10 protein-coding genes are annotated in these 14,232 nt (G+C 68.7%); 9 read left to right on the top strand and 1 reads right to left on the bottom strand.

From position 1 onward, the window contains the following. Positions 1-41 precede the first annotated feature (41 nt). A complete protein-coding gene (locus OG295_RS11755) occupies positions 42-263 on the bottom strand; it encodes a hypothetical protein (protein WP_356223164.1) in 222 nt (73 codons plus the stop codon). A gap of 358 nt (positions 264-621) precedes the next feature. Here OG295_RS11755 and OG295_RS11750 point away from each other — a divergent pair, with 358 nt between their 5' ends. From OG295_RS11750 to OG295_RS11710, 9 genes are all read left to right on the top strand, one after another. Beyond that, on the top strand, positions 622-2,994 hold the full coding sequence (locus OG295_RS11750; protein ID WP_371676822.1) for an ABC transporter family substrate-binding protein: 2,373 nt from the start codon (positions 622-624) through the stop codon (positions 2,992-2,994). 335 nt (positions 2,995-3,329) lie between these two features. Further along, positions 3,330-5,234, top strand: a complete 1,905-nt coding sequence (gene typA / locus OG295_RS11745) for a translational GTPase TypA (RefSeq protein WP_371676821.1) — start codon at positions 3,330-3,332, stop codon at positions 5,232-5,234. 448 nt (positions 5,235-5,682) lie between these two features. Next, on the top strand, positions 5,683-7,305 hold the full coding sequence (locus OG295_RS11740) for an ABC transporter substrate-binding protein (RefSeq protein ID WP_371676820.1): 1,623 nt from the start codon (positions 5,683-5,685) through the stop codon (positions 7,303-7,305). Between the two features lie 93 nt (positions 7,306-7,398). Continuing rightward, positions 7,399-8,343 carry an ABC transporter permease gene (locus OG295_RS11735; protein WP_266842028.1) on the top strand — a complete coding sequence of 315 codons (945 nt, stop codon included), beginning with the start codon at positions 7,399-7,401 and terminating at the stop codon, positions 8,341-8,343. After that, on the top strand, positions 8,336-9,301 hold the full coding sequence (locus tag OG295_RS11730; RefSeq protein WP_371676819.1) for an ABC transporter permease: 966 nt from the start codon (positions 8,336-8,338) through the stop codon (positions 9,299-9,301). Before OG295_RS11735 ends, OG295_RS11730 begins: the two co-directional genes overlap by 8 nt. A gap of 13 nt (positions 9,302-9,314) precedes the next feature. After that, complete coding sequence (locus OG295_RS11725; protein ID WP_371676818.1) at positions 9,315-10,370, top strand: ABC transporter ATP-binding protein; 1,056 nt, start codon at positions 9,315-9,317, stop codon at positions 10,368-10,370. Then, positions 10,363-11,415 (top strand): ABC transporter ATP-binding protein, encoded by a 1,053-nt coding sequence (locus OG295_RS11720; RefSeq protein ID WP_371676817.1) that lies wholly within the window; start codon positions 10,363-10,365, stop codon positions 11,413-11,415. The genes OG295_RS11725 and OG295_RS11720 overlap by 8 nt, the downstream gene beginning before the upstream one ends. A gap of 129 nt (positions 11,416-11,544) precedes the next feature. Beyond that, entirely contained in the window at positions 11,545-12,483 is a 939-nt protein-coding gene (locus OG295_RS11715) for a GNAT family N-acetyltransferase (protein ID WP_371676816.1), read from the top strand. Positions 12,484-12,590: 107 nt separating this feature from the next. Beyond that, complete coding sequence (locus OG295_RS11710; RefSeq protein WP_371676815.1) at positions 12,591-14,219, top strand: ABC transporter substrate-binding protein; 1,629 nt, start codon at positions 12,591-12,593, stop codon at positions 14,217-14,219. Positions 14,220-14,232 lie beyond the last annotated feature (13 nt).

Raw genomic sequence — 14,232 nt, 5'->3', positions numbered from 1 at the left:
GGCCGGGCCAGATGGGGAGTGCGCGGACGGCAGGGGGCGTGTCAGGGGGCGCGGCGGTCGCGGGCGCCGAGGCCCTCGTCGTCGGTGTCCGTCCACAGCGTGCTGTCGTACGGGGTGTCCGGGACGGATACCATCCGGCCCGCTTCGGGGGTCCTGGGAGCGGCCGGCGACTGTCGTGCGACGTCCTGCTCCAACCGCTCCACGGAGCGGACCAGCTCGTTCAGATTGCGTCGTACGGCCGTCAGATCGTCTTGCAGGGACATGACGTGACCTCACTTCCGCGGGTGCGGTGGCAACGCTTCCGGGCGCCTGCGAGTGTCGCGCCTCCCGTCCCCGGTTGTGAAGGGACGTGCAGCGATTCCGGGCGCGCAGGCGCGAACCGTGCGCCCCTCCCTGCCCCCATTTTCATCCCTCCCCCGGGGGAACGCGCGCCCGCGCGCAAGCCGGATTGGTCCGCACGGGTGGGGTTCGCGGCGTGGCGAGGGGCCGCTCCTGAGGAGCCGGGCGGCCGTCTATTTCAGTGGGATCCGGCACCAGTGTGATCAGCTCCATATACCGCCGAACGTGATCAAGACACCCCTCTTTCACGGCCACCCGCGCCCCGCCCCGGAGGTACCACCCATGACCCAGAGAACGCGCAGGTCCTTGGCGCTCCTCACCTCGGGAGTCCTTGCGCTGCCGCTCCTCGCGGGATGCGGGGCGGCCGAGGAGGAGGGCGGGCCGGCCGCCGCGGGACCGGACATCGCGGTCACGGCCCGCGACCGGGTCGCCGACGGCGGCGTCCTGCGCTGGGCGGTGGACTCCCTGCCGGACACCCTGAACACCTTCCAGGCCGACGCCGACGCCACCACCACCCGGATCGCCGGGGCGGTCCTGCCGCAGCTCTTCGTGCTGGACTCCAAGGGCCGGCCGGTGGCCAATCCCGACTACCTGGAGAAGGCCGAGGTCGTCGAGCGCGAGCCGAAGCAGGTCGTCCTGTACAAGCTGAACCAGAAGGCGGTGTGGAGCGACGGCCGCGAGATCGGCGCCCCCGACTTCGTCGCCCAGTGGCGGGCCCTGAACGGCAAGGACTCGGCGTACTGGACGGCCCGCAACGCCGGCTACGACCGGATCGAGAAGATCGAGCGCGGGAAGAACGACCTGGAGGTCAAGGTCACCTTCGCCAAGCCGTACGGCGACTGGCGCTCCCTGTTCGGCCCGCTCTACCCGAAGCAGGTCATGGGCACCCCGGAGGCCTTCAACGAGGGCGCGCGCGGCACCCTCAAGGTCACCGCCGGACCCTTCGGCCTCGGGGCCATCGACAAGAAGACCGGCACCGCGGCCCTGACCCGCAACCCGCGCTGGTGGGGCCGGGCCGCGAAGCTGGACACCCTCGTCCTGACGGCCGTGCCCCGGGCGGCCCGCCCGGCCGCGCTGGCCGCGGGGAAGATCGACCTGGCCGAGATCGACCGCACGGGCGCCGACCGGATCGCCCTGGCCCACCGCGACGCCGGCCAGGTCAACGGGGCGCACGGCCCCGCCGCCGACCTCACCCCGGCGCAGGCCACCCTCTCCTGGGCCCTCGCCCACGGCTCCGACGAGACCAAGGCGAAGGAGGAGCAGGAGAGCCGCGAGAAGAACGCGCAGGCCGTCAGGAAGTACGCCGACGAGCAGTCGGCGCTGCGTTCCTTCGCCGTCCGCAAGTCGCTGGAGCCCGCCTACACGCAGCTGGCCATGAACGGCGCCTCCGGCCCGCTGTCCGACGAGCGGGTCCGGCGGGCGGTGGCCCGCGCCCTGGACCGCAAGGAACTCACCGAGATCGTCCTGAAGCCGCTCGGCCTGCCCGCGGAGCCGGTCGGCAGCCACCTGGCCCTGGCCGGGCAGCAGGCGTACGCCGACAACAGCGACGCCCTCGGCGGCCTGGACCCCCAGGCGGCCCAGGCCCTGCTCTCGGACGCGGGCTGGCGCAAGAACGGCAAGCTCACCGACCCGGCGGGCGCCAAGGCGGGCTCCGAGAGCGACGGCAGCGGGAAGAAGGACGACTCCAAGACCCCCTCGGGCCCGGGCACCGGCAACGACGGCCTCTACATCGTCGGCCAGGACGACGGCCGGGGCGGTGCTCCCCGCCGCCCCGCCCATGACGGCCACGGCGCGCCCGCGGCCGCCGGTCTCCCCGAAGGCCCCGCGCAGGGCTTCGACGGGGAGATCGTCGACGCGGACCGGTTCGCGCCGGGCGCCCCCAAGGAGCAGCCCTCCCCGGTGCTGGCCCCCGGCTCCCTCGCCGCCCAGCAGGAGGAGGCGCTGCTGACCCAGGCCCGGACCCTCGACGACGCCAAGCGCGCGGCGGCCGACGCGGACGGGCGGGCGGAGAACGGCGCCGACGACAAGGAGCCCGTGCGGGCCACCCCGGCCCCCGCCCCGGCCAAGCAGGCCGCCCGCACCTCCGGCGCCGTCCTCGCCAAGGACGGCAAGCCCCTCACCCTGCGCTTCGTCCTCCCGGCCGGGCCCGGCTCGGAGGCCCTGCGGACGGTCGGCGACCGGATCTCCCGGATGCTCCAGACGATCGGTGTCGCCACCGAGATCAAGAAGGTCGCGGACGAGAGCTTCTTCAAGGACCACGTGGCCTCGGGCCAGTACGACCTGGCGCTCTACTCCTGGCCCGCGACGGCCTACCCCGCCACCGACGCCCGCCCCATCTTCGCCAAGCCGGAGCCGGCCGCGGACGGCTCGCTCGTCGTCGAGCAGAACTACACCCGGGTGGGCACCGACCACATCGACCAGCTGTTCGACCAGGCGGCCGGTGAGCTGGACGAGGAGCAGGCCCGCGAGCTGATGCGCAAGGCGGACGCCCGGATCTGGGCCGCGGCCGGTTCCATCCCGATCTACCAGCGCCCCGAGCTGGTCGCCGTGAAGCCCGGTCTGGCCAACACGGGGGCGTTCGGGCTCGGGGCGCCGCGGTACCAGGACATCGGCTGGATGAAGCCGCCCACCGAGAAGGACGCGAAGAAGAAGTAGTCGCGCCGAACAAGTGGTGAAAAAGCGGGGCCTGGCAGGTTGACCCACGGGTCACTAGCTCAGATGTGACTCAATTCCCTTGCCCGCCGGATCCCCGGCGGGCAAGGTCGTTGATACCCATTGACCCGCAGGAACACAGGCTCCTCCCACGGCCGGGACACCCCACCCCGAACCCGGCCGCGCTCAGTCGTCCGGCCTCTTGACAGACCCCCCGGCAGGCGGTTCCCGCCAACCGACGTAGGATGGGGTAAGGCCGTGGCAGGTTTTCCGCCCGGCCGAGGCGCGCGTGCCAGGCCGTACGTGACGCCATCCACGATCCCGGGAGAAGCGCCGAAGTGCCCACGCGCCACGACATCCGTAACGTCGCCATCGTCGCCCACGTCGACCATGGCAAGACGACCATCGTCGATGCCATGCTCAAGCAGGCCGGTGCCTTCGCCGCCCACCAGCACCTCGACGACCGCATGATGGACTCGAACGACCTGGAGCGTGAGAAGGGCATCACGATCCTCGCCAAGAACACGGCGGTGAAGTACCACCCCAAGGACGGCGGGGCCCCGATCACGATCAACATCATCGACACCCCCGGCCACGCCGACTTCGGTGGTGAGGTCGAGCGCGGTCTGTCGATGGTGGACGCCGTCGTTCTGCTGGTGGACGCCTCCGAGGGTCCGCTGCCCCAGACCCGCTTCGTCCTGCGCAAGGCCCTGCAGGCGAACATGCCGGTCATCCTCTGCATCAACAAGACGGACCGCCCGGACTCCCGGATCGACGAGGTCGTCAACGACACGTACGACCTCTTCCTGGACCTGGACGCCACCGAGGAGCAGATCGAGTTCCCGATCGTCTACGCCTGCGGCCGTGACGGCGTCGCCTCGCTGACCAAGCCCGAGGACGGCACCGTCCCCGCGGACAGCGACAGCCTGGAGCCGTTCTTCTCCACCATCCTGGAGCACGTCCCCGCCCCGGTGTACGACGACGAGGCCCCCCTCCAGGCCCACGTCACCAACCTGGACGCCGACAACTTCCTCGGCCGCATCGCGCTGCTCCGCGTCGAGCAGGGCGAGCTGCGCAAGGGCCAGACCGTCACGTGGATCAAGCGTGACGGCACCCAGTCGAACGTCCGCATCACCGAGCTGATGATGACCGAGGCGCTCACCCGCAAGCCGGCCGAGGTGGCGGGCCCGGGTGACATCTGCGCGGTCGCCGGTATCCCCGACATCATGATCGGCGAGACCCTGGCCGACCCGGAGAACCCGATCGCGCTTCCGCTGATCTCGGTCGACGAGCCGGCGATCTCCATGACCATCGGTACGAACACCTCCCCGATGGTCGGCCGCGGCGGCAGCGGCAAGGGCGCGGACGCCAAGTCCGCGGTCAAGGACCGCAAGGTCACCGCCCGCCAGGTCAAGGACCGCCTGGACCGCGAGCTCATCGGTAACGTCTCGCTGCGCGTGCTGGACACCGAGCGTCCGGACGCCTGGGAGGTCCAGGGCCGTGGTGAGCTCGCGCTCGCCATCCTGGTCGAGCAGATGCGCCGCGAGGGCTTCGAGCTGACCATCGGCAAGCCGCAGGTCGTCACGCAGGAGATCGACGGCAAGGTGCACGAGCCGGTCGAGCGCATGACGGTCGACGTCCCCGAGGAGCACATGGGCGCGGTCACGCAGCTCATGGGCGTCCGCAAGGGCCGCATGGACAACATGTCGAACCACGGCTCCGGCTGGGTCCGCATGGAGTTCGTCGTCCCGTCGCGCGGCCTCATCGGCTTCCGTACGGAGTTCCTGACGAACACCCGCGGTACGGGTATCGCCCACTCGATCCACGAGGGCCACGAGCCGTGGTTCGGCCAGCTGGTCACCCGTAACAACGGCTCGCTGGTCGCCGACCGCGCCGGTTCGGTCACGCCGTTCGCGATGATCAACCTGCAGGAGCGCGGCGTCCTGTTCACCGAGCCCGGCACCGAGGTGTACGAGGGCATGATCGTCGGCGAGAACTCGCGCTCCGACGACATGGACGTGAACATCACCAAGGAGAAGAAGCTCACCAACATGCGTGCGGCTTCCGCGGACAACACCGAGAACGTGGTGCCGCCGCGCAAGCTCTCCCTGGAGCAGTCCCTGGAGTTCTGCCGCGACGACGAGTGCGTCGAGGTGACCCCGGAGGCCGTCCGCATCCGCAAGGTCGTCCTGGACCAGAAGGACCGCTCGCGCACCGCTTCGCGCGCCAAGTCCGCCAAGTAGTACACGAGTCGGAGCCCGGCCGTACCCCAGCCGGACACTGACCGAGAGCCGTACGGCTTGAAACAGCCCCTCCCCGCACCGGACCGGTGCGGGGAGGGGCTGTTCGCTTTTGTCAAGCGGATTGTTTCATTCTGGTGTCCGCATTCCGAGCGTGACACTCCGGAAGGTGAGCTAACCGTCCGTTTCGCACGTGTCTGTCTCCTATCCGTTTGTCCGGATTTCGGGTTTTCGCCATGCGGTGATGTTGTGAAAACGAGACCACTTAAGTGTGGTTTACGGTCTGGGCGTCCCTGAGGATGGCTCCATTGAGCTCGGGTCAATGGGTCACACGCTGTGGGGAGCGTCGACTCACGAGCACACACGATGGGACCGGATTTCGCTGTCAGGGGTGTCAGCGGAACCCGGGTCCTTCACGAATCGACAGTGACTCCTGAGGAGGCAAATACCCATGCGCGGAGCAACGAGCGCCAAGTGGGTCGCGGGTGCCGTCATCGTGGCGATGGCTGCCACGGCTTGCAGCACCAGCAAGGACGAGGCCGGCGGCAAGGGCGGCAACATCACGGTGGTGCTCGGCGAGCCGCAGCACGGCCTGGTCGGTCAGAACACCGCCGAGTCCGAGGGCGCCGAGGTTCTCCACGCGCTCTTCACCGGTCTGGTCGACTACGACAACAAGACCAACGAGCCGAAGCTGGCCGCCGCCGAGTCGATCAACACGACCGACTCGAAGACCTGGACCATCAAGGTCAAGGACGGCCTCACCTTCCACAACGGTGAGAAGGTCGACGCCCAGTCCTTCGTCCGCGCCTGGAACTGGGGCGCCAACCAGGACAACGCCGCCGAGGGCATGCCGTTCTTCGCCAAGATCGAGGGCTCCGAGGAGCTCGCGCCGGGCAAGGACAAGAAGCCCACCTCCAAGGAGCTCAAGGGCCTCAAGGTCGTTGACGAGCGCACCTTCACCGTCACGCTGAAGGAGCCGTTCTCCCAGTTCAAGACGATGCTGGGCTACAACGCCTTCTACCCGCTGCCGAAGGCCTTCGAGACCGACGGCGCCAAGAAGTTCGGCGAGAGCCCGATCGGCAACGGCCCCTTCCAGATGGACGGCGCCTGGGACCACAACAAGCAGATCAAGGTCAAGCGGTACGACAAGTACCCGGCCGAGGGTCGCGCCAAGCTCGCGGGCGTCACCTTCAAGATCTACGACAACCTGGACACGGCGTACAACGACCTGCGTTCGGACAACATCCAGATCGTCGACAAGCTCCCGATCTCGGCGATGGCCACCGTCTCCCAGGAGTTCGGCGACCGCTACATCTACAAGCCCGAGTCGGCCGTCGGCTACATCGGTCTCCCGCTGGAGCAGAACCCCGAGGCGTTCGGCAAGGTGGAGATCCGTCAGGCCATCTCCATGGCCATCGACCGGGACGCCATCACGAAGACCATCTTCAACGGCACCCGCAAGCCGGCCGACGACTTCATCAGCCCCATCATCCCGGGCTACCGCAAGGGCGCGCTGGGCGAGGTCGGCACCTACAACCCGACCAAGGCCAAGGAGATCTTCGAGAAGGCCGGCGGTCTCCCCGGCAACAAGATGGAGCTCGGCTACAACGCCGACGGTGGCCACAAGGAGTGGATCGAGGCCGTCGCCAACCAGCTGAAGGCGAACCTCGGCATCGAGGTCACCGCCAAGCCGTTCGCCAAGTTCGGCGAGCTGCTGGACGACCTGGGCGCCTCGAAGTACAAGGGCGCGTTCCGTATGGCGTGGTCCATGGACTACCCGGCGGCGGAGAACTACCTCCGTCCGGTGTTCTCGAAGGTCGCCATCGAGAACGGCTCCAACTACGGTCACTACAAGAACGACGAGTTCGAGAAGACCATGGCGGAGGCCGACAAGGCCACCGACCCCGCCGAGGGTCTGAAGCTGTACCAGAAGGCCGATGACATCATCATCAAGGACCTTCCGTACATCCCGATCTTCACCTACATGTCTTCTTCGGCCTACTCCAAGTCCGTGAAGAACGTCGAGGTCGACGCCCAGGGCCGCATGGACCTGGCGAACGTCGAGCTCAACTAACACCCCTCTTCACGTAGGGGAACCCGGGGGCGGGCAGGCGGAATCAGGTTTCCGTCTGCCTGCCCTTTCCCCCTGTTCTTTGCTGGAGGTCTGATGGGCCGCTACCTCATCCGCCGACTCATACAGGCGATCCCTGTTCTGATCGGTGCCACGTTCCTGATCTACTGGCTGTCCTTCAAGCTCCCCGGTGACCCGATTCAGGCACTGGCCGGAGAGAAGAAGGCAGACCCGCTCGTCGCGGCGATGCTTCGCGAGAAGTACCACCTCAACGACTCGTTCCTGTCGCAGTACTGGAACTACATTTCCAACCTGTTCCAGGGCAACTTCGGCGAGACCCTGACCGGACGATCCGTCTGGGACAAGATCACCGAAGCCTTCCCCTACACGATGAACCTGGCGATCGTGGCCTTCCTGATCGAGGCCGTCGTCGGCGTCCTGGCCGGCATCATGGCCGCCCTGCGCCGCGGCAAGTTCCTCGACCAGCTCGTGCTCCTGTCCACGCTCCTGGTCATCTCGATCCCGGTCTTCGTGAGCGGCTTCATCCTTCAGCTGACGCTCGGCGTCCAGCTGAAGAACAGCTGGGGCATCGACTTCTTCCCCGTCTCCTTCAACGAGAACGACGGCATCCGCGCCTACCTGCTCCCGGCCCTGGTGCTCGCCTCGACCTCGCTCGCGTACGTGGCCCGACTGACCCGTACCAGCCTGATGGAGACGATGCGCGCCGACTACGTCCGCACCGCCACCGCGAAGGGCCTGCCCCGCCGCCGTGTCGTGGGCCGTCACGCGCTGCGCAACGCGCTCATCCCGATCGTCACCTTCCTCGGCGCCGACCTCGGCTCGCTCATGGGTGGCGCGGTCATCACGGAGAAGATCTTCAACATCCACGGGATCGGCGGCCTGCTGGCCGAGTCGGTCTACCGCAAGGAAGGCACCGTGATCGTGGGCGTCGTCTCGCTCCTGATCATCGTGTACCTGGTCGCCAACCTGATCGTGGACATGCTGTACGCCGTGCTCGACCCGAGGATCCGCTATGCGTGAGACAACTACGGTGGGGGACGAGTTGACCGACACCAAGACCGCCGGCGCGCCCTCCACGAGCGGCACGGTCGGCAACACCCCCGGCAAGAAGGCGAAGAAGGAGCGCGAGGCCAGCCTCTGGTCCGACGCCGTCTCCGACCTCCGCCGCAACCCCATCTTCCTGATCGGCTCCGCGCTGGTCCTGCTGCTGATCGTGCTCTCCGCGGTCCCGCAGTGGTTCACGCCGGACAGCCCGTTCACGGCCGGCGCCTGCCAGCTCCAGGACTCCCTGAAGAAGCCGAGCGCCGACCACTGGTTCGGCTTCGACGTCCAGGGCTGCGACGTCTACACGCGCACCGTGTGGGCGGCCCGCAACTCGATCATCGTCGGTGTCGTCACCACCACCCTGGTGATCGTCGTCGGCGGCGCGCTGGGTCTGCTGGCCGGCTGGGTCGGCGGCATCGTCGACAGCCTGCTCTCCCGCTTCACCGAGATCTTCTTCGCCATCCCGCTGCTCCTCGGCGGAATGCTGATCATGTCCGGCCTCGGCAAGGGCAACGCGTGGACCGTGTCCATCGTGCTCGCCACCCTGGGATGGCCGCAGATCTTCCGCATCATGCGGTCCTCGGTGCTGCAGAACAAGAACAACGACTACGTGGTCGCGGCCCGCGCCCTCGGTGCCGGCACGTGGCGCATCACCATGCGCCACATCCTGCCGAACGCCGTCGCCCCCGTCATCGTGGTCGGTGCGATCAGCCTCGGTGTGTACATCGGTGCGGAGGCGGCGCTGTCCTACCTCGGCATCGGTGTCCAGCCCCCCGGCATCTCCTGGGGCCTGATGGTCAGCGACGCCTCCGTCCGCTGGCTCCAGGCGCCGCACGTGCTCCTCTTCCCGGCCGCCGCGCTGAGCATCACCGTGCTCGCGTTCATCATGGTCGGCGACGCGGTGCGCGACGCCCTCGACCCGAAGCTGCGCTGAGGAAGGGCGTACGTTGACCACTATCAGCAAGACCTCGAACGTCCCCGCGCCCCGTTCGGCGCCGGAGGGGACCCCCCTGCTCGAAGTGCGCGACCTGCACGTCGAGTTCCACACCCGCGACGGCGTCGCCAAGGCCGTCAACGGTGTCTCGTACTCGGTGAACGCCGGCGAGACCCTCGCGGTCCTCGGCGAGTCCGGCTCGGGCAAGTCCGTGACGGCGCAGGCCATCATGGGCATCCTCGACATGCCCCCGGGCAAGATCCCGCAAGGCGAGATCCTGTTCCAGGGCCAGGACCTGCTCAAGCTCCCGGCCGAGGACTTCCGCAAGATCCGCGGCCAGAAGATCGCCATGATCTTCCAGGACGCGCTGTCCTCGCTGAACCCCGTGCACACGGTCGGCGCCCAGCTGGGCGAGATGTTCCGCGTGCACCGCGGGATGTCGAAGAAGGACGCCACGGCCAAGGCTGTCGAGCTCATGGACCGGGTGAAGATCCCCGCCGCCAAGGCGCGCGTGGGCGATTACCCGCACCAGTTCTCCGGCGGTATGCGCCAGCGCATCATGATCGCCATGGCGATGGCCCTGGAGCCCGACCTGATCATCGCCGACGAGCCGACCACGGCCCTCGACGTGACGGTCCAGGCCCAGGTCATGGACCTGCTCGCGGAGCTCCAGCGCGAGATGAACATGGGCCTGATCCTGATCACCCACGACCTCGGCGTCGTCGCCGACGTCGCGGACAAGATCGCCGTCATGTACGGCGGCCGGATCGTCGAGAACGCCCCGGTCCACGAGATCTACAAGCGTCCCGCGCACCCGTACACCCGCGGTCTGCTGGACTCGATCCCGCGCCTGGACCAGAAGGGCCAGGAGCTCTACGCGATCAAGGGCCTCCCGCCCAACCTGCTCAACATCCCCTCGGGCTGCGCCTTCAACCCGCGCTGCCCCAAGGCGCAGGACGTCTGCCGCACCGACGTGCCCGTCCTGCACCAGGTGACCGAGCGCGACGGCAGCGAGCTGCCCGGCCGCGGCAGCGCGTGCCACTTCTGGAAGGAGCAGATCCATGGCTGAGCTCACCGAGAACGCCCCCGAGCGCGAGCCGATCCTCCAGGTCCGCAACCTGGTCAAGCACTTCCCGCTGACCCAGGGCATCCTGTTCAAGAAGCAGGTCGGCGCGGTCAAGGCCGTCGACGGGATCTCCTTCGACCTGTACCGGGGCGAGACCCTCGGCATCGTCGGCGAGTCCGGCTGTGGCAAGTCCACCGTCGCCAAGCTGCTGATGAACCTGGAGCGGGCCACCGCCGGCGAGGTCTTCTACAAGGGCCAGGACATCACCAAGCTGTCCGGCCGCGCCCTGAAGGCCGTCCGACGCAACATCCAGATGGTCTTCCAGGACCCGTACACCTCGCTGAACCCGCGCATGACGGTCGGCGACATCATCGGCGAGCCCTTCGACATCCACCCCGAGGTGGCTCCCAAGGGCGACCGGCGCCGCAAGGTCCAGGAACTCCTGGACGTCGTGGGCCTCAACCCCGAGTACATCAACCGCTACCCGCACCAGTTCTCCGGCGGCCAGCGCCAGCGCATCGGCATCGCCCGCGGCCTCGCGCTCAACCCGGAGATCATCATCTGCGACGAGCCGGTCTCCGCGCTCGACGTGTCGGTGCAGGCGCAGGTCATCAACCTGATGGGGAAGCTGCAGGACGAGTTCAACCTCTCCTACGTCTTCATCGCGCACGACCTCTCGATCGTCCGGCACATCTCGGACCGCGTGGGCGTCATGTACCTGGGCAAGATGGCCGAGATCGGCTCCGACGCCGAGATCTACGAGCACCCCACCCACCCGTACACGCAGGCCCTGCTGTCCGCGGTGCCGGTGCCGGACCCCGAGGTCCGCGAGGCCCGCGAGCGCATCATCCTCACCGGTGACGTCCCCTCGCCGGCCAACCCGCCGTCGGGCTGCCGCTTCCGCACCCGCTGCTGGAAGGCCGAGGACAAGTGCGCCACGGAGGAGCCGCTGCTGGCGATCCCGACGCGCTTCCAGGGCGTGAACACCCCGGCCGCCCACGAGTCGGCGTGCCACTTCGCGGAGGAGAAGGCCGTCCTGGCCGTCTGACCCCCTCCGTACGCTCGTCCCGGGGCGCCCGGGGCCGGAACCATCCGGCCCCGGGCGCCCCGGTGCTTTTCCCGTCCGCGGGGCGGAAGCCGGTTGCGGCCGGGCGTGGGCGGCGCCGAGAGTGGGCGGATGCGCGACACGCTGACCGTCCGGCCCGCCGGCCCCGGGGACGCCTCCGACATCTGCGCCCTGCTCAACGCCGTCGACGTCATCGAGATCGGCAGACCCGAGACCGACCTGGGCACCGCCCTGGCCGACCTCAACCACCCACGGGTGGACCTGGCCACCGACTCCTGGCTGGCCCTGCGCGCCGGCCGGCCCGTCGCCTACGCCCTCGTCTGGAACGACTCCGGACCGGGCCGGATCGACGGCGACCACTACGTGCTGCCCGGCGAGCCCCGGGCCGCCCGCCGGCTGCTGGAGCTGATGGAGGCCCGCGCCCGCGCGATGGCCGCCGGGGCCGACCGCCCGCGCCTGCGCCTGCAGCTGGGCGCCGCCCCCACCCTGGACCCGGCCCTCCTCGCCGGGCGCGGCTACCGCACCGTGCGCCGCCACCAGGTGATGACCCGTCGGCTCACCCCGGCCGACGCCGCCCCGCCCGTGCCGCCCCCGGGGCTGGCCCTGCGCGACTGCGGGGCCGACCGGTCCGACCGCCGCCGGGCCCACGCCCTGGTGGAGGAGACCTTCGCCGCCCACTTCGGGCACGCCCCGCGCGCGTACGAACCCTGGCTGGACCACCTCGACGCCCGCACCCTCGACTGGTCCCTGGTGTGGATCGCGAGCCTGCCCGGGGCGGGCGACGCGGCCGTGCTGCTGACCCGGGACGACCGCACCAGCATGGGCTGGATCAGCCACATCGGCGTACGCGAGGGGCTGCGCGGCCGGGGCGTCGGCGGCTTCCTGCTCCGCCACGGCTTCGCCGCGTACGCCGCCCGGGGCCGCGACACGGTGGGCCTCGGTGTGGACACCGCCAACGAAACCGGCGCAGTCGGGCTGTACCAAGCGCACGGCATGCGACCGCACTACGCCGTGGACACCTGGGAGCTGGCTTTGCACTCGCAGGGGTGACAGCCGGGGGACGCGAGGGTGCAATCGGTCCAACCAGGGGTGTGCAGGGACCCACATGGGGTGACATTGGCCCCGAAGCGAGTCTTGGTACCCCTAGGAGGCACTCCATGCGCGGAGCCACCCACGCCAAGTGGGCCGCATGTGCGGTGGCCGTCGCCCTCGCGGCGACGGCCTGCGGCAAACAGAGCGACGGTGGCGGCGGCGGTGCCGAAGGGATCGTCAGTTCCTCCTGGGGTGACCCGCAGAACCCGCTGGAACCCGCCAACACCAACGAGGTGCAGGGCGGCAAGGTCCTCGACATGCTCTTCCGCGGCCTCAAGCGCTACGACCCGAAGACCGGCGAGGCCGTGAACATGCTCGCCGAGAAGATCGACACCACGGACAGTCAGAACTTCACGATCACACTGAAGGACGGCTGGAAGTTCAGCAACGACGAGCCGGTCACCGCCCAGTCCTTCGTGGACGCCTGGAACTACGGCGCCGACGTGCGCAACAAGCAGAACAACTCGCCGTTCTTCTCCGACATCGTCGGCTACGCGGACGTGCACCCCACGACCGGCGAGCCCAAGGCGAAGACCATGTCCGGGCTGGTCGTCAAGGACCCCAAGACCTTCACCGTCGCCCTGAAGCACAAGTTCTCCACCTGGCCCCAGACCCTCGGCTACCAGGCCTTCTCGCCACTGCCCAAGGCCTTCTTCACCGACCACGCCGGCTGGCTGGACAAGCCGATCGGCAACGGCCCGTACACGGTGGACTCGTACACCAAGGGCACCGGGATGAAGCTGCGCAAGTGGGACGGCTACACGGGTGCGGACAAGGCGCTGAACGGCGGCGTGGACCTCAAGGTCTACACCGACAACAACACCGCCTACACCGACCTGATCTCCGGCAACCTCGACCTGGTCGACGACATCCCGGCCCAGCAGCTCAAGAACGTCAAGAACGACCTCGGCGACCGGTACATCAACCAGCCGGCCCTCATCATCCAGACCCTCACCTTCCCGCTCTACGACCCCCAGTGGGGCAAGGAGGGCATGGAGAAGGTCCGCCGGGGCATCTCGATGGCGATCAACCGCGACGAGATCACGCAGCAGATCTTCCGCGAGACCCGTACACCGGGCAAGGACTGGACCTCCCCCGCCCTCGGGGCCAAGGGCGGCTTCAACGCCACCCTCTGCGGCGACGCCTGCAAGTACGACCCCGCCGCGGCCAAGAAGCTCATCCAGGAGGGCGGCGGCCTGCCCGGCGGGAAGGTCACGCTGACCTCCAACGTCGACACCGGCTCGCACCGCGAGTGGATGGACGCGGTCTGCAACAGCATCAACAACGCGATCGGCGAGGGCCCGGTCTGCACGGTCAACCCGATCGGCACCTTCGCCGACTTCAGGAACCAGCAGAGCGCCTACAAGCTGACCGGCCCCTTCCGCTCCGGCTGGCAGGCCGACTACCCGCTGATCCAGAACTTCCTCCAGCCGCTCTACTACACCGGGGCTTCCTCCAACTACGGCAAGTTCAGCAACCCGGACTTCGACAAGCTCGTCGACGAGGCCAACCAGGAGAGCGACGCCCCCAAGGCGATCGCCAAGTTCCAGGACGCGGAGAAGATCCTCGCGGAGCAGATGCCGTCCATCCCCCTCTGGTACCAGAACGGCAGCGCCGGGCACTCCGAGCGGATCTCCGACGTCGCCCTGAACCAGTTCAGCGTCCCGGTCTACAACCAGATCACGGTCAGCTGACCCACCCCTCGGA

The sequence above is a fragment of the Streptomyces sp. NBC_01276 genome (genome assembly GCF_041435355.1).
Taxonomy (GTDB): Bacteria; Actinomycetota; Actinomycetes; order Streptomycetales; family Streptomycetaceae; genus Streptomyces.
The sequence above is the reverse complement of the archived record's forward strand: the minus strand, read 5'-3'. Positions and strand labels throughout refer to the sequence as shown.